The organism is Nostoc sp. DedSLP04 (assembly GCF_034530775.1).
Taxonomy (GTDB): domain Bacteria; phylum Cyanobacteriota; class Cyanobacteriia; order Cyanobacteriales; family Nostocaceae; genus Nostoc.
Genome location: NZ_JAVRCL010000006.1, coordinates 123,064 through 141,053 on the forward strand (window position 1 = coordinate 123,064; position 17,990 = coordinate 141,053).

The 17,990-nt window shown below is 40.6% G+C and carries 12 protein-coding genes; 5 read left to right on the forward strand and 7 right to left on the reverse strand.

The annotated features are described in order from the left end of the window. Nucleotides 1-57 precede the first annotated feature (57 nt). Nucleotides 58-807, forward strand: coding sequence for an SDR family oxidoreductase (locus RMX89_RS05595; protein ID WP_416211963.1), 750 nt, complete (start codon nucleotides 58-60; stop codon nucleotides 805-807). Here RMX89_RS05595 and RMX89_RS05600 read toward each other — a convergent pair. Beyond that, nucleotides 804-1,088: an ABC transporter substrate-binding protein gene (locus RMX89_RS05600; protein WP_322688211.1), complete on the reverse strand. Its 285-nt coding sequence runs from the start codon at nucleotides 1,086-1,088 to the stop codon at nucleotides 804-806. The two genes, RMX89_RS05595 and RMX89_RS05600, sit on opposite strands and share 4 nt — an antisense overlap. An 84-nt stretch (nucleotides 1,089-1,172) precedes the next feature. Between RMX89_RS05600 and RMX89_RS05605 the strand changes: the two genes are divergently transcribed. The 3 genes from RMX89_RS05605 to RMX89_RS05615 all read left to right on the forward strand — a co-directional run bounded on the left by RMX89_RS05605 (nucleotide 1,173) and on the right by RMX89_RS05615 (nucleotide 7,323). Continuing rightward, nucleotides 1,173-3,623 carry a hypothetical protein gene (locus RMX89_RS05605; protein ID WP_322688212.1) on the forward strand — a complete coding sequence of 817 codons (2,451 nt, stop codon included), beginning with the start codon at nucleotides 1,173-1,175 and terminating at the stop codon, nucleotides 3,621-3,623. A 458-nt stretch (nucleotides 3,624-4,081) separates the two neighbouring features. After that, nucleotides 4,082-6,295: an alpha-glucan family phosphorylase gene (glgP, locus tag RMX89_RS05610; protein ID WP_322682532.1), complete on the forward strand. Its 2,214-nt coding sequence runs from the start codon at nucleotides 4,082-4,084 to the stop codon at nucleotides 6,293-6,295. A gap of 251 nt (nucleotides 6,296-6,546) precedes the next feature. After that, the gene (locus RMX89_RS05615) at nucleotides 6,547-7,323 is read left to right on the forward strand and encodes a Uma2 family endonuclease (RefSeq protein WP_322688213.1); all 777 of its coding nucleotides are present in this window, start codon (nucleotides 6,547-6,549) and stop codon (nucleotides 7,321-7,323) included. Nucleotides 7,324-7,555: 232 nt separating this feature from the next. On the opposite strand, the gene RMX89_RS05620 is transcribed toward RMX89_RS05615, so the two are convergent. The 6 genes from RMX89_RS05620 to RMX89_RS05645 form a co-directional block, all read right to left on the reverse strand. Next, on the reverse strand, nucleotides 7,556-9,703 hold the full coding sequence (locus tag RMX89_RS05620) for a hypothetical protein (protein WP_322688214.1): 2,148 nt from the start codon (nucleotides 9,701-9,703) through the stop codon (nucleotides 7,556-7,558). 537 nt (nucleotides 9,704-10,240) lie between these two features. Beyond that, complete coding sequence (ligA, locus tag RMX89_RS05625) at nucleotides 10,241-12,277, reverse strand: NAD-dependent DNA ligase LigA (RefSeq protein WP_322682529.1); 2,037 nt, start codon at nucleotides 12,275-12,277, stop codon at nucleotides 10,241-10,243. An 87-nt stretch (nucleotides 12,278-12,364) separates the two neighbouring features. Beyond that, nucleotides 12,365-12,505 carry a hypothetical protein gene (locus RMX89_RS05630; protein WP_322682528.1) on the reverse strand — a complete coding sequence of 47 codons (141 nt, stop codon included), beginning with the start codon at nucleotides 12,503-12,505 and terminating at the stop codon, nucleotides 12,365-12,367. 603 nt (nucleotides 12,506-13,108) lie between these two features. Then, nucleotides 13,109-15,400: a 1,4-alpha-glucan branching enzyme gene (gene glgB, locus RMX89_RS05635; RefSeq protein ID WP_322688215.1), complete on the reverse strand. Its 2,292-nt coding sequence runs from the start codon at nucleotides 15,398-15,400 to the stop codon at nucleotides 13,109-13,111. Between the two features lie 172 nt (nucleotides 15,401-15,572). Then, entirely contained in the window at nucleotides 15,573-15,905 is a 333-nt protein-coding gene (locus RMX89_RS05640; RefSeq protein ID WP_322669538.1) for a hypothetical protein, read from the reverse strand. 651 nt (nucleotides 15,906-16,556) lie between these two features. Continuing rightward, nucleotides 16,557-16,772, reverse strand: coding sequence for a hypothetical protein (locus RMX89_RS05645; RefSeq protein WP_322688216.1), 216 nt, complete (start codon nucleotides 16,770-16,772; stop codon nucleotides 16,557-16,559). 492 nt (nucleotides 16,773-17,264) lie between these two features. Between RMX89_RS05645 and RMX89_RS05650 the strand changes: the two genes are divergently transcribed. Then, nucleotides 17,265-17,945: a hypothetical protein gene (locus RMX89_RS05650; RefSeq protein ID WP_322684754.1), complete on the forward strand. Its 681-nt coding sequence runs from the start codon at nucleotides 17,265-17,267 to the stop codon at nucleotides 17,943-17,945. Nucleotides 17,946-17,990 lie beyond the last annotated feature (45 nt).

Here is a 17,990-nt window from a genome sequence, read left to right on the forward strand (position 1 = left end):
GAATCAGTTCACCCATCAGAATTAATGGAACAGACCACTAGTTGATATGGTTAAATAATGCTGAGTTCATCTGAAACAGCACCCGATGTTTCACGATTCATACTCAATAATCAATCCCCAGGAATAAATATGTCTGAGATTCAAAACAAAGTGGTAATCATCACTGGAGCCAGCAGTGGGTTAGGTGAGGCAACTGCGAAGCGACTTGCTGCTAGTGGAGCCAAACTGATGCTGGCTGCTCGACGCGAAGATCGGCTAAAAGATTTGGTTGGAGCGATCGCTAAATCAGGAGGAACTGCAACCTATCAAGTAACGGATGTAGCAGATAGCGCCCAAGTGGAAGCTTTAGCCAAGGAAACTTTGAGTACATACGGCCGGATTGACGTACTAATCAATAATGCCGGATTGATGCCGCTTTCTGCCCTCGACCAAGTAAAGGTAGACGAGTGGGAGCGGATGATCGATATCAACATTAAGGGCGTTCTTTATGGGATTGCTGCCGTGTTGCCGATTATGCGTCAGCAAAAGTCTGGTCACGTCATTAACCTATCATCAGTGGCCGGACATAAAGTGTTTCCGGGAGCGGCCGTTTACTGTGCCACCAAGTACGCAGTGCGGGCGATTTCTGAGGGGCTGCGGCTAGAGTCAAATGGTGAAATCCGTTCGACTAATATCTCACCAGGAGCCGTTGCCACTGAACTGGGTAACACGATTACCGATAGGCAAGATGCCCACACCACAAGAGTTATATTTATGCACTATTTTAGTCTTGACACGCCAGTAAGCTTTATCACCTATGCTCTCTAAATCTGCAATGGGCATGAGTAGCTGTGTAGGGAACCCAAATGCACCCAAGCATCGATTTCACCTCGGCAAAATCGGGGCAGCGCCTTCGATTGTGTCAAATAAATTGGTTCAATGCTACTAAAATCAAGTCCGACTTTTGCTTGCGATCGCACAAGCACATAATGGGCGTTTGAGCCTTTGTCAAAAGCGAGCTTTTTACCCTTTAGGTCGGCCAGCCTCTGAATCGGCGAATCTTCCGCTACTAGAATCTCTTCACCTTTGGGAGCGGTATAATTCTTCACTATACATATTTATTTTGGTATTAATAAAACGTCGATACATGACAGATATATAATTGATTAAACTTTGTTTTTGAGCAAATAAATATGAGTAATTTTGACCATTCTCAGCATCGAAAAGATTATCTTATTTTATTAGTAATTTGGGTGATAGCATTAGCTATAGATAGAGCTTGGTTTTTATTAGATAACTCAATTCCAGCCTTCGATCAAAGCGCACATTTAGCTACAGCATTACATCATTATAAAGTTTTTCAAAACTTCAATATCTTCTCAGGGAATTGGTGGTTATCTCTGTGGCAATTAACTCCAAGTTATCGCGCTCCTTTTGTATATATTTGCACTGTCCCATTTTTGATATTGTTCGGCCGTGGATATGACCAAGCAAGTTTGGTCAACTTATTGTATACTGCAATGATTATATTTTCAGTATATTATTTAGGTAATTTTTTATTTGAAAATCGAAAAATTAGCATAACTGCCAGTATATTTTGTGTATTATTTCCTATTTTAGGAATTATTAGGACAGATTATTTAATAGATTATGGGTTGACAGCAATTGTTACAGTAACTTTTACAGCCCTGACAATTTGGAAAGATAGTTATATTGGGTTTTTATCATGGGTGTTAACTATCCTATTGGGCGTTGGAATAGGTTTAATTTTGTTGGCTAAACCTACAGGTTTTATTTTTATTTTAGTTCCTAGTCTTTGGGTATTAATTAGTTTTATTAGAAAACGTAGATTTATCAAACTAATTCAAGCTTGCTTATCTTTGATAATAGCTTGGTTAATTTGTAGTTTTTGGTATGGCTTAAATTGGTTAACAATTATTACATCGGCATTAAATGCTAACCAAGTTGGAAAAAGGGAGGGCGATCCTTCTCCCACAACTATTGCTGGATGGCTATACTATCCACAAATGATCCCAGAAAGCGTTGGTTTCCCAATATTATGTGCGAGTATTGGCATTTTATTGGTTTATCTGATGAAATATAAATTTACTACTAATTCAATTTCAGCGAATCTCCATAAATCGGCTCGAATTTGGTTATTAGTTACCTTAATTAGTAGCTATATAATTTGTTCTTTGGGCACAAATAAAGACATTAGATTTATTCTGCCATGCTTTCCGATAATTAGTTTAATATTGGCGGATTTATTTAATTTAGTTGAAAATATATATTTTGATAGACTGAGATTAGCCACTTTAGTATTAAGTTGCATAGTTTTACTAAACAATTTGTTTCCATTGCCCCTAATTCAAACATGGGGTGGTAGACATTTGCCTAATAATGATGCTCAAGAATATCCTCTAGAGAAACTTATACATAAAATCACCGAAACCAATTTATATTTAAGGTCGAATTTAGGGGTAATTCCTGTTTCTACACCGCAGATAAATGAATATACTTTAAATTATTTTGGAGTATTAGCAGATTTTCGCGTATCTGGCAGAAAATTAACAACCAAATTATCTCAGATAGAGCAAGATTTACAATATTTTTGTTGGTATATTACTAGAGATAATGAACCATATAGACCTGGAGAAAGTGGAGAGACTAAAAAGAAATTAAAATTTTTAGTCGAATCTTCTCCTGATTTGAAATTACAGGGCGATTGGATATTACCTCATGGAGATAAAATGCATTTATATAACTGCAAAAATCCTCCTGTAACTGTTGAAAAAATTAATAATAGCGAGTCTGCAATTAGTCTAGAAAAAGTTGCGATTTCTCAGCAATTAATTTTAGATAAAAACAACCCTGTAAACTATGAGATAACAGGTTCATGGAATGATTTGCAAAATGGTATATTACTGCTAAAATGGCAAAATGGCCAATCATCCTGGTATCACGATCATGCCATTGGTTTAGGTAATTTATACTGTGGGATCAAATGTCATCCTGAAGGAACTTTCCGGGTGAAAGAAGCTTTAGCTACATTTATTCCGAAAACACTACCACTAGGAAAATATCAGCTATCAGCACTATATTTAGATAGAAGAAACAACAAAACCACAACTTTAAATTTTCCAGATATTACTGTAAATGTGACAGATGTAAGAACAGTAGAAAAATCGCCAGCTTTAGATTTAGTTACCCGAACTTCACAACTAGCACAAGAGTTACAACAGGGTAAATTAAATAATATCTTTGTGCAGATAGGTCATTTCAATCAATACGATCCCACTCAGGATTATTTAAAACAAATTGATTTCGCGGCTAATTATTATCTGCAAGCAGAGCCAAATAATTTAAATTGGCGTTACACTTTAGTCTTATCACAACTTTTACAGCGCCAAGTCCCAGAATTAATCCAAAATTTAAAAGAATTAACTAAATATGATGCTCAAAATCCTTACACATGGATTTATTTAGCTTTTGTTTATTTATATAATTTTCAACCTACACAAGCTGAACCAAAATTAGCGATCGCAGAACAATTAAAACCAGATATACCAGAATTAAAAACTTTAAAAACTGTAACAAATATTATGAAATTTTTGCCACTACAATGGTTTGCTACCAAGGAATAAAAGAAATTCAGATAAAAAGCATTATTGGGATGCAAGTAGCTGTAGTTAAAAATTGACTATTATCAAGACATATAAATAACTTTAGTTACTGATTGTAAAAATATAAATAAATATTTACAATAAAACAAAAAAAGTAAAATAATGTCAACGAATTTGATAGAAAAAACATATTAAATCTGTCCAAAAGTAGAGATAATTTTTAGAAGACGAAAACAATACAAACCATTTACTTGGATAAGGTTTGATGTCGAGAAACTGTTCCAACTTCAGGGGAGAATTCAGCACGTGAAGGCTCCGGTGTTATAAACCTGAAGAGTAAATAAAAGGGACTGGGTATGGAAAAGAGGCATCGGGGCAGGGTGCAAAAGGGAAAATTCTCCCTTGCTCCCTGCTCCCTTGCTTCTTCCCCAGTTCCCCATACATAGAGAAAAAGTTAAGCGCGAGGACGTAGATTTAGTATGGCTAATAGCAGTGCAATCACCGCAGCACGACACTTGAGTGAAAAGTTACCTTCACCGCTCAAACGTTTAGCAGATTTGGCTTATAACTACTGGTGGAGTTGGAGCGGCGATCGCATCTCCCTATTCCAAAGCATCGATCCCCAAGAATGGGAACGCTGTGGGCATAATCCAGTCGCAATTTTAGAGTCGGCAACTTATGAGCGTTTGACGCAATTAGCAGAAGACCCATTTTATCTAAAGCAGATATCCGCCCTCGCACGTGAGTTTGACCAATACATCAACCAGCAAGATACTTGGGTTAGTCGAGTTGCACCGCAAGTATCCAGAGAGCATCCTATTGCTTACTTTTGCGCCGAATTTGGCATCCATGAATCTCTACCCGTCTACTCTGGCGGCTTAGGAATTCTCGCCGGGGATCACTTGAAATCATCATCAGATTTGGGTGTGCCGTTGGTTGGTGTTGGCTTGTTGTACCGCCAAGGTTATTTTCGGCAACGCTTGAACCGCCAAGGTTGGCAAGAAGATTATTATATTGACAACCCCTTTGACCACATGCCCTTGGAGTTAATTAAAAATGAGCAAGGGGAATCGGTGACTATCGAGTTACAAGTTCGCCAACGGGTTGTAAAAGTGCAAATCTGGCGAGTGCAAGTTGGGCGAGTCACCTTATATTTATTAGATAGCGATCGCCACGATAACGATCCCATTGACCGTTGGTTGACGGGACACTTATACGGCGGTAACTTGGAAACCCGCATCGCCCAAGAAGTCGTTTTGGGAATTGGTGGTGTTCGCGCCCTACACGCCTTGGGAATTGAACCTTCTGTCTATCACCTCAACGAAGGACACGCTGCATTCTGCACCTTAGAAGTTGCGCGGGTAGAAATTGAACGGACTGGTAAATCTTTCTACGACATCGAAGCCAAGGTGCGCAACAGTTGCGTATTCACCACCCATACCCCCGTTCCCGCCGGTCATGATGTCTTCTCACCCGATTTAATCGACTCCTTCTTTGCCAGCTATTGGCCGCAATTGCGACTTTCGCGCGAACAATTTTTGTCGCTGGGTGCAAGGCGATTGGGCGATCCTTGGGAACCCTTTGGGATGACCGTTTTAGCATTGCGGATGTCTCGTGCTTGTAATGGCGTGAGTGAATTGCACGGTCAAGTTTCCCGTAAAATGTGGACAGTTCTCTATCCACAGCGATCCGAAGATAAAGTACCAATTGGTTACATTACCAATGGCGTTCATGCACCCACTTGGACTGCACCCTTGTTAGGTGACTTATACGAGGAATATTTGGGAGAAGACTGGAAAAATCGCGCCGTCGATCCCAAGATGTGGGCTAAAGTTGACGAGATTCCCGATGAGGAATTGTGGTCGCGGCATCTCATTCTTAAAGAAAGATTGATTGCCTTCACCCGTTATAAGGTAAAGAAATCACGGGAGTTGCGTGGCGAAAATCATCAACTCATTCAAGCAACCGAAAAATTACTCGATCCCAATGTCTTGACCATTGGATTTGCCAGACGCTTCAGCCCTTATAAACGCGGCGATCTGATTTTGCGCGATGCCGAACGCGCACTGAAGATTTTTGGTAATGCTCAACGTCCAGTACAAATTATCTTTGCAGGTAAAGCCCACCCAGCCGATGAAGAAGGTAAGCGGATTATCCAACGCTTAATGGAGTGGTGTCACAATTCTGGGATTATCAACCGAGTTGCCTTTATTGAAGATTACGACATTTACACTGGTCAAAAATTGGTGCAAGGCGTGGATGTTTGGTTAAATAATCCCCGTCGTCCTTTGGAAGCGTCTGGTACGAGTGGGCAAAAAGTCTGTTTTAACGGCGGTCTGAATTGCAGCGTTTTGGATGGCTGGTGGTGCGAAGGCTACCAAACAGGGCCCGATGGTAAAGGAATTAACGGTTGGGCAATTGGTGAAGATGCTCATACTAGCGATCAAGAATTGCAAGATGGGATTGATTCGCGATCGCTTTATCAGCTGTTAGAAGAAGAAATCGTTCCTCTATACTATGACCAAGATGCCCAAGGCATTCCCCACCGTTGGGTGCAAATGATGAAAACGTCCATTAAGACGAATGCGCCGTTATTCAACACCGACAGAATGATTGCCGACTACGTTTCACAGGTGTATGTTCCAGAGATTTCTAAGAGTGTGGAACCGATTTTAGCTAAAGTACTGCTTTAGAGCATTTTTACTTTCCTGGTTAAATAGGGGGCGGGTTTTCTGCCCCTTTTTTTGCTCTTATATCATGTCCGCTTGATTGCTTATTAAACCCGAAGAACCCCACCCCGCCAAAGCTGCACTTTGTCTCCCCTCCCGAAAAGCGGGGAGGGGTTGGGGGTGGGGTGTAATGACTGTGGTTAGTATAACTAATTATGCGGACATGATATTAGTATCGCTTGCGATAAGATCGAGAATAAATTCATGCTGTGTTTATGGCAACCCAACTCAGCCAAGCCAAATCACCAACAGAACTGGTAATCTCTTGGGAAGCCTTACCCAAAGATTTTCAACTAGAGGATGAACCAGTGGAGAATACCGGTCAGCCACTTTTAGCTGGTGCTTTGCGTGAAAGCCTAGAAATCAGTGGATTCATCCAACCCCAGATGTTGATAGCTTCAAACTTTGGTCTTTGTGCGACAGTCAACGAGCAATTTATTGCCAAAGCACCAGATTGGGTTTATGTGCCGTCGGTTAATGAAATGGTGGCTAACCGCAAAAGTTATACACCCAATTTAGAAGGAGATATTCCGGCGATCGCTATTGAATTTTTATCCGATACTGAAGGTGGAGAATATTCAGTCAAGCGAACTTATCCACCAGGAAAATGGTTTTTCTACGAGCAAATTTTGCAGATTCCCATCTACGTGATTTTTGAACCTTATGGCGGTTTATTAGAATATTATCAACTGGAAAATAAGCGCTATGAGTTAAAGCAACCCGACGAAAATGGTCGTCATTGGATTGATGTAATGGGCTTATTTTTAGGAACTTGGCAAGGAACAAAAGAAGGTCGCACTGGTTATTGGTTGCGCTGGTGGGATCGAGATGGTAATTTGCTACTGTGGGCTGTAGAACAGATTGAACAAGAACGCCAACGCGCCGAACAAGAACGTCAACGCGCCGAACAAGAACGTCAGCAAAAAGAACGACTGATTGCTTACTTACAATCTCAAGGTATTGACCCGAATAACTTACCCCCGTTTGAGTAGAGACAATTTTAAAGTCCCTCTCCCAAACTTGGGAGAGGGATTTAGGGTGAGGGCTTTTTATTCATGCAAAAAGTCTAATCATCCAATTTTGCAAAACTAGTTTGCTATATCAATGCTGAATCATGACTGAGAGACAAGATCCCTGACTTCTTTAAAAATTCGGAAATCTGCGGCTGATAAATCGAATAGGATTATTACAGAAATCCTAAATCATTTGATGAATTAATACTCATTACTCTGGAAATATCTTTTTTAGTTGAGAAATAATATCAAAGTTGCTGATTTTCCAATCTTCCCATGCATTTTGAATAGCTTCTTTTTGTTCTTGAGTTAACTGCCAAGAAAGTGGAGGATTAATTTTACCACGAGGAAATTTAATAGGAATATGCATAATTTCTATTCCTTTCTGACAAGATTTATCTTTTAAAAATTGCTGCACTTTTTCCGGCTCATCATGCTTGTAGCCACATTTATACTTGTCTGTCAAAAGTTCTATATTTAATGTATTGCCTTCGTTCTGTGTATCACTACGAACATTTAATAAAGCGAGCAATGAACCAATAACTTCCATCTGCCATCCCGGAGCGCCTTTTTCTTTTTGGGGATTCTCATCATCAGGAAAAGCATTTATTTGGATTAAAACAACTTTTTTAATTTGGGAAGATTGCTCAGATTCTAATAGTTGATTCAGTAAATCTATGGTAGTACCAATACCAAAGTTGTCGAAGTAACCACCATCACCTATATGATAATTCCATCTAGTGTCTTGACTAGGACGGCACACAGGAGATACATAAGGAAAAGTGGCAGATAATCTAGCGGCTGTCGTCACATCAATATCATATTCTGGATAAAGGGTATTAAAATCTATAGATTTGTAATCCTTATGCGGACTAAAAGTCATTGGACTAACTAAAAAACGTCGTCCATCTTCAACTAAAGTTGCATTAAAAATAGGAATAGGAATAATTCCTTGGTCAATTTTTTTGCTCCAGCTACCTAAAGTTGCATCAGGATTTTTCATTTCCCCTTTCCAATCTATTTCGATAGCAGTACCACGGTCTTGTTCAGTTGTAGTATCTTTCTCTTTCTCTTTTGGTAAGACAAAAGGTAAACCAATAAAACGAAGTAAATCTGGATAAGCGAATCCCCAACCTGTAGCATCCAAACTATCTTCTGTAGCGCTTTTAAAAATCTGTTTTAATTGATTTTCTTCTGGATAACCCTGTTCTCCAAATCTATCCAAATAAAACATTGTACCGACAGAACCACCAGAAACTGAGCTTATCCAACCAATAGCTTTGGTAAATTTAGATCCAAGTTCTTGCTGTAAACCAGTCAAAACTTTAGCTGTCCATCCAGATGCTTGAATACCTCCACCACTAGCACAAACTACTACTAAAGTTTTATCTTCAGTTTGTTGATTTTTCAGACGTTGAGAGATAACGTCAATCCACTTTTCTTTTGTTGGTTTTAGCCAGTTATTTTTTGAGTATATTTTATAAAAATGGTCTACCTGAAAAATAGCATAAGAAACAGATGAAATTGCTAAAAATAATAGCAATGTGGGAATGCGAGACACATCAACAAAGTAAGAAATTCCTCCTATCCACACTACAATAACTGATAAAATGAGAGTAATATAAAAAAGAGCAGGAGCTTCAAATCTCCCTTTTTTTTGGCGAGGTTTCAAGATAAAATAACCTAAGCCATAAACAATTAGTAGAAAAAGTGAAAATACTGTTATTGCAGCAATTCCATAAGATAAATCACCATTGGCATCTACATAACCCCTTTGTATTCTTTCTGGTAAAAAAGAAATTATTTTTAATAAAGCCTGTATTAAAAACTGATTATGTTCAAAAAAATGCTTGTTAAAGTAATTGGTTATTAGCAATAAAGCTCCTGCAATAATGCCAAATATAATTCCCCAACCTTCCCAGCAACGATCTGCTTCTTGTATTTCTTTTTTAGAAAGCTGAGTCGCCTTTATAGCAATTGGAAGACTTAAAATAATAGCGATTAAATATTGGAGAAATACTGGAATTACTTGCTGTTGAGGTACATCAAAACGAAGATGGGAATTATACAAGATGATATCGAAAACTTGTATTGTAGACAGTCCTGCTAAAACTGCACCTCCAATAACCAAAATCAATTGATTATTAGCGCGAAGTACAAATAAGTTTTTCAACATCGCTGATAAACCAGGATTCACTGAAATTGTTGGCAAGAATAACAGCAATAAACCAACAATTATAGGTACTCGCAAAAAGAAAATATATTGCAGTACACTGTAGAAGTGTTGCAGCATTAAACCGAGGAATGCCAGTCCCAACCACAAGACAATACCGTTAAAAACCTGTTGTCTTTTGTTCATAACAAATCTCTGTAAATATACAAAAATTTAATTTTTTTTGTTCATATTGGCTTATATCTTGCACTCAGCTTTCAGATAAATGAAGATTGAAGAATAATTCAGGAGTCACAATTTAGGAGTGGAGCCGGAGACGCTCCACCTTTGCTCATTCCGGTGAGAATGAAGACGCTTGTGGACTCGCTCTAAAAGCAAGATATAAGCCAATAAAGTTTGATACACAAGAAGATATCAAAATTCCGCAAAAGTGATTATGAAGTTATATTTATACCAATTCTCTAAAATATGGCAATAGATTTAAACCCCGAAACCCAGATCCTAGCTGACTTTCTTAATTACGAATTGGTATTAGTTAAGTATTAAGAAGTACTAAATATGTATTGATACCAAAGTCTAAAAAATATAAAACATAAGTAGATTTTATCACCCAAATAAATAATGCAGGTTGGAGCGGTTATACTTTTAGGCTAATTGATAAGTATGGGTTAATTGCCTGGATTCGTTCACGAAATATATAGCTTTCCAGGCTTTTACCTGATTTTAATCTTCAAGCATTTCCAACAATTGCGTCTCGCTTAACTGTGTAATTCCCAAGGAAATTGCTTTCTCTAACTTGGAACCGGCATCTTCTCCTAACACTAAATAATCGGTTTTTTTACTCACTGAATCAGTTACTTTTCCCCCAGCTTTTTGAATCAAAGCCTTCGCTTCATCTCGCTTCAAGGTTGGCAATGTACCTGTAATTACAAAAGTTTTACCTGCAAATTTTTGATTACCATCCCCAAGTATTTTTGTTTCCTGGGTGGCAGCTAATTGCAATCCTTCTGCTTGTAAGCGTTCTATCAACCTTTGGTTAGCATCAATCCGAAACCACTGATACACAGATTGGGCAATTTCAGCACCAATACCATAAATGCCTTCAATATCTGATTGCTTTGCTGCCGCTAACTGCTCTACAGTAAAATATTTCTGAGTCAACAATTGAGCATTGACACTGCCAACATGACGGATGCCTAAACCATACAATACCCTTGACCAAGGTTGATTTTTTGACTGCGCGATCGCATCCACTAATTTCTCTGCCGACTTTTTCCCCATCCTTTCTAATTCACATAATTTCTCTGCTGTCAACTCATATAAATCGGCAACACAATCCACTAAACCTTTATCAACGAGTTGATACACTAGCTTTTCGCCCATACCTTTAATATCCAAGGCATCACGACTTACCCAATGTTCAATGGAACCTTTAAGAATCGCCGCACAGGAAGCATTGACGCATCGAGTCACCGCCTCACCTGATTCTCGCACCACCAATTGGCCGCAGACTGGACAATGGGTGGGCATAAGGAAGGGTTCGGTGTCAGCGGGACGGAGTTCTTTGATTACCCTCAGCACTTCTGGAATGATTTCCCCAGCTTTGCGGACAATCACAGTATCGCCAATGCGGATATCTAATTGAGCAATGCGATCGCTATTATGTAAAGTGGCGCGGGAAACTGTTGTTCCCGCCAGTTGCACTGGGCGCATCTCTGCTAATGGCGTTAACGCCCCCGTTCTACCAACATTTACAGCAATATTTTCCACACGCGTAGGTGCTTCTTCGGCTGGATACTTTAAGGCTACTGCCCACCGGGGGAATTTCTGCGTAAATCCTAGCTGTTCCTGAAGTTTAAAAGAATTCAGCTTTACTACTACCCCATCAGTCATGTAAGGTAAATTCAGCCGTTCCGTATCCCAGTATTCGTAATATTTTGCCACTTCTGCGATCGAAGCACAGAGTTTGTGTTTGGGGTTGACTCGAAAACCCATCTTTTCCAACAACTCCAACGCTTCCCATTGGGTATTAGCAATACTGGTGTCATCCCTACCAGGAATGTGCAAGGTGTAGCCAAAGAAATCTAAGCGCCGTTTAGCCACAATGCGGGAATCTAGTTGCCTGAGTGTACCAGCTGCGGCATTGCGGGGATTGGCAAATAATTGCTCGCTGGCTTTTTGCCTTTCTTCGTTGATTTGTTTAAATACTTCCAACGGCAAAAACGCCTCGCCTCGCACTTCCACTCTTTCGAGAATTTCTAACCCTTCAAAATTCAAACGTAAGGGAATTGAGCGAATTGTCCGTACATTTTGGGTAATATCTTCACCCGTTACCCCATCACCCCTAGTTGTCCCTCTAACTAGAATGCCATTTTGGTAAGTTAGAGCCAAAGCAGAACCATCAATTTTAAGTTCAGTGACATATTCCACTGCATCTATTTTCGGTACTTGTCGCCGCCAACGCTGATCCCATGCTTGCAACTCATCAATATTGAATGCATTCTCCAGACTATACAAGGGGATATTGTGCCGCACCGAGGTAAACTGCGTTGCCGGTCTCTCACCCACGCGCTGAGTCGGACTATCGGGTGCTGTCAATTCTGGATATTGAGTTTCGAGTTGTTGCAATTCTCGATATAGCTGGTCATAGACTGCATCCTCCATGATTGGAGCATCTAGGACGTAATAAGCATAGCTGGCTTGTTGCAATAACTGGCGCAATTCTTCTGTGCGCTTTACTTCAGGCTTAATCTGTGTCATAAAATTATAAAATATCTAAGACAAGGCTAACAAATCATACATTTGTACTATACAAAATTTTGGCTTTTGAGCCATATCCCCCGCTACCTAATACTTGCATAGGGCGATCGCATCGCAAACTTCAGTAGGAAGCTTCCCCTGAGTACTAAGTATAATTCCACAGGTAAATAATTGAGAGCGATCGCGAGTTAATAAATCGCTATATAAAAGAATGTAGAGCCGTAGCATTGCTCACAGGTGTCAACTTAAGCTGAAAGCCTTTTCAAATCTCGTTTCCAGCCTCTGGGCTGAAAATGCACTTCAATTGCGGCTCTGCCTCTAATATCATGTCCGGTTAATTAGTTATAATTTCCGTCATCTATGCAGAAACCGGAAAACCCTCTTTCCCCCTGCCCCCTGCCCCCTGCGTTCTTAATGATAAGTCTTTCACCGGACATGATATAAGACAGCATTCCCAGTCTGAGCAGGGGAACGAGACAACGAGACAACGAGACAATACATAAAAGCTGGTTTTAGGCAGGCTTTCACGTTAAGTTGACACTTATGAGCAATGCTACGGCTCTACAAAGGTAATAACGCATATTTAATTTCACCAGAGTCTATTAGAGGATGTCTGAAAACTTTTTAGTGTTGTATTCGAGACTTGTAGATCCCCCTAAATCCCCCTTAAAAAGGGGGACTTTTAGAAGTTTTCCCCACTTTTCAAGGGGGGCTAGGGGGGATCGGACGAAATATTTAATACTTCTCAGACATCCTCTTAGAGAACTGAGTTGAGTAGCTGTGAATAAGCGAAATTATCTTTAGGATGGGGCATCGCCCCACCCCAAATTGTTATCCAATTACCTCAGCAGTCTTCTTCTTATCCAACTTGAGAATCAACACGCCCAAAGGTGGTAAACATAAATCCAGTGAATAAGGATGACTGTGCAAAGACCACTCATCCGTCCATTTGCCACCCAAGTTGCCCATATTGCTGCCGCCATACTGACGTGCATCACTATTGAACAACTCAGTATAAAATCCCTTTTGCGGTACACCGATGCGGTAGTGAGAATGGGGTTGTGGTGTAAAATTGCAAACCACGATCGCAAAATCATCAGAATCCTTGTCACGACGCATGAAGGCAACTACACTATGGCGGTTATCGCTACAGTCAATCCACTCAAACCCCGGTTGGGCAAAATCCTGGGTGTACAAAACTGGTTCAGAACGGTAAAGATAATTCAAATCGTGGAAAAACGTTTTTAACTGTTGGTGGGCTTCATGCTGCAATAAATGCCACTCCAAATCTGTCCAATCATTCCACTCACTCCACTGCCCAAACTCCATGCTCATAAACATGGTTTTCTTGCCTGGGTGAGCAAACATATAGGTAAATAAACAACGCACACTAGCTAACTTTTGCCATGTATCTCCCGGTATTTTACCGATGATATTGCTCTTGCCATGCACGACTTCATCGTGAGACAGGGCTAGCATAAAGTTTTCGCTGTGGTTGTACCACATACTAAAGGTGATATTGTTTTGGTGGAACTGGCGGAACCAGGGGTCCATGCTGAAGTAATCCAGCATATCGTGCATCCAGCCCATATCCCACTTCAAGTTAAAACCCAGTCCGCCTGTATAGGTAGGCCAAGATACCATTGGCCAAGAAGTGGATTCTTCAGCAATTGAGAGAACACCGGGGAAATAGCTAAAGATAATGTTATTTACCTGACGTAGAAAATCTGCTGCTTCTAGGTTTTCTCTGCCACCGTACTGATTGGGCAGCCATTCTCCTGGTTCGCGGCAATAGTCGTTATAGAGCATCGAGGCAACAGCATCGACACGAACCCCGTCAATGTGGTACTTGTCAAACCAGAAGAGAGCATTTGCTGCTAAGAAATTACTAACTTCATGGCGACCGTAATTGAACACCAAAGTACCCCATCCTTTATGTTCGCCTTTGCGGGGGTCAGCGTGTTCGTACAGGTGGCTACCATCAAAGAAAGCTAAACCATGTCCATCTTTGGGGAAGTGACCAGGAACCCAATCTACAATTACCCCTATATCATTTTCGTGACATTTGTCAATAAAATACATCAAATCTTCGGGTCTGCCAAAACGCGAGGTAGGGGCATAGTAACCAGTTACTTGATAACCCCAAGAACCATCAAAGGGATGCTCCGCAATGGGCAGCATTTCTATGTGGGTGTATCCTAATTCTTTGACATAAGGAATGAGTCGGTCAGCTAGTTCTCGGTAGGTAAGGAAGCGTGCGCCCGGCTTTAGTCCAGAAACGACGACTACTGGTTCAGTTTCACCATTGGGAAGTTTAGCTGGTTCTGCACTCGAAGCGTGTAACCAAGAGCCTAAATGCACTTCGTAAACTGAAACTGGCTGAGTTAGGGGGTCAGTGTGACGCCGCTTTTCCATCCAGTTTTCATCACTCCAACTGTAAGCATCTAAATCAGTGACAATGGATGCCGTTTTCGGGCGAACTTCTTGCTGGAAACCGTAGGGATCGGATTTTTCGTAAATGTGTCCTTCAAAATTTTTGATTTCATATTTGTAATGCTCTCCCACACCGATTTCAGGAATAAATAATTCCCAAATTCCAGTGCGGCCTTTACGCATCTGATGTTTACGCCCATCCCAGAGGTTGAAATCTCCTAATAATGAAACATTACGAGCGTTAGGTGCCCAAACAGCAAAATAAACACCTTTAACGCCGCCTATTTCCGTAGGGTGCGCTCCCAGTTTTTCATATATCCGGTGATGGTTGCCTTCACTAAACAAATGCAAGTCAAAGTCTGTCAAGTTGGGAGAACGGAAAGCGTAAGGGTCATAGATGACACGCTCATGTTCTCCTTCTTTAATCCGTAACTGGTAGTTTGCCAGTTCTGGAGTGTCAATCGTGCATTCAAAAAAGTGGGGATGATGCACTGTTTGCATTGGGTATTCTTTACGTTGTTCAGGAAGAACGACCCATGCTGCACTTGCATTTGGTAGGTAGGCCCGTACAGCCCAGACAGTTTTGCCGTCTTGCTCTATAGGATGAGAACCTAGTATTTCAAAGGGATCGTTATGCTGATTCCAAACGATGCTGTTAACCTGTTCAGGGGCGATCGTGGTCATGGACATGAAGCTACCTAAGTGAAATAACGTGATTGACTAAATCTACTTTTTTAATATCTATATATATTCTTTACATTTATTTGCAATTTTGTCGCCACCGTTATCCTACATCATAATAGGGCATTGGGCATGGGGCATTGGGCATTGGATAAATGACTAATGACTAATGACGAATTTATCAAAAATTTAAAAATGGGAAAAACTGGAGTAACGTTTTACGTATACGAAGCAAGAAAATCTGTTCCCGAATTTTGGGGTCTAATTTTGGGGGCGGGGCAAGTTGGAGCTGCGCTTGTAATTGAATATATTCGGCAGCTGTTAGGGATTTTCCATCAATAGGCGATCGCGCTTCTATAATAATCTTTGTCCGTAATATTTCTTCTGGGGTATCCTCTGGTGGCGGTAATGCTATTACTGCCGATCTCCAATAGTTACTTAAAAAAATCAAAGTAGCACTAATTACTATTAAGCTCAGTAATTTTATAGATTTTCTCGTTTTAACTCTCCTCATCTCCTGAACTACGTTCGCAACGCAGGATGAAAATCTGTTTTTTTCATACCCAAATTTTCCCAATAAAAATCTGGCAATATCAAGGGAGATTTCCAAGTCTTTCTGATCCGGAATAGACTACAGGAATGCTCAAGAGCAATTGCCAGCGATCGCGATAAATTATTTTACCCTCTCACAACTCAGTAGTATAAGTAATTTAAAATGCCAAATGAATAGCTTAGATTAACTCAACTCCCTTGGACTGAGAACAAGGTTTGAGCGGGCGGGACTTTCACAAGGACACTTGGTAGAGGACATAACCCTCTTTACCATACTTAAGTGCTGAGTGCTGAGTGCTGAGTTTTGAAGTTGAGTACTCAGTACTTTCGCAGTATAGCAAAAGCCCCGCCCCTCTCTGCGAGACGCTGCGCGAACGTGGGCGGTCTTTTAACTCAGCACTCGGAACTAGAAACTCAGCACTCAGCACTCAGTATCCTTTATTTCCTGCCCTACTTAGTTGATATTTGAGCAAACTCTCGGCTCTGATAAACCAGCATAAAAATGAGGTTTTCTCGTGAACCCAATTAATTCGAGTGATACTTCGAGCTATGTAGTGAGGAATGCTGTCACTAAGTAGTTCTGGGCGCGATTTAAACTAAAGTTTAAGATGCCTTATTTAGGTTTAGCGGGAGTAGTCGCTCCAGGAGTCGCTGCGGGAGTCGCTGCGGGGGTAGCGGCAGGAGTAGTCTTAACAGCAGGTGCATCAGTTGGTTCACCTGTAGCGGCTGGAGTAGCAGTACCAGCACCATCACCACCACCACCTTCACAGGCCCCAAGAATTGCAGCCAGACTTAACATTAAAGCAAAACCAAAGATTTTTGTTTTCATAACTCCTCTTTCACCAATTGTGGCTAGAATAATTTTTCGCCTGTTGAATACGATACCGTATTTATTGCTTTTTTTAAATTCTGCGAGATTACATACTTAAAAAAAACAATCCTTTGGGGTATTGTTTTTGGAATTACGTATCCTGATTAGTTTCTCTTAACTCAGGAGCAAAACGAAAAATACCAACTTATTTAGCAAACGGAGCTATGATAGCAAAAAATTTTATTTTTTTCACAGAGTATTGCATCTGGCTACCTGAGGTTGCCATACTTTAGGTGCGATACCTAAAAGGTAAGCTGTCCAGTTTCTAATCGCTAATTGCAAACATTGCATATCTAGGGGATGCAAACATTGATACAGCTACCTATCAGAAAAGTTAAAAGGGTATAGTCTGTGATGTGTGCTGGTTGTACAGAAGGTAATTTAAACCTTAGCAAAACAGACAATCAATCTAAAAGTGCAGTATTTTCCATCTAAAAAATTTAAAAATTTATGGTAGTTGCTCGTAAATCTACTGTTTCTACAAGGGGTAATTGGTTCCGGCGAGATTCTATCCTTTCTTTAGGAAGGCGACGTTCTGCGCCTATGGAGTCAGCAGCAGGGAGTGCTTCTATACCAGTATCGTCTTCAAGACAACAGCGTTCCTCGAAAAATTTAGCGGTTTCTCCCACAAATAAGGCAGTTATAGCTAAATCGGTGAAAGAATTGGGTAGACAACAATTACCAAATCTCAATGAACAGTTGAATGCGAAGCAAAAGAGTCCGGAGGAAGGTTTTCTTGGGCTTCCCACAATGCCTAATTCTGGAGCTGCACCTTTGTGGTTGCTGCGCTTGTATACTTTTCATCGTTATTCGTCAGTTGTGGCGTTCTTGTTAGTAGCATCGACACTTGCTGTTTATGGTTGGACAGTCTATTCTCAAGAGCTTTGGGGTCAGTCATATCGCAGACTGCAAAGCCTCCAACGTCATGAACGGCTGCTAACGACAACCAACGCGACGCTGAAAAATAAAATGGCTAATGAAGCAGAACAACCAACAGCAGGGCTGGTATCACCAACTCCTGAAGGGATGATTTTCTTGCCTCCTGCATCTGGGAGTCCTAAATCAGCATCGCCTAACACAACGCCAAATTCTGAAACCCAACCGCAAACACTCTCGCCACTGGGATACTAATCTCTAAGAGTCATTTGTCATTTGTCATTAGTCATTAGGACTGAG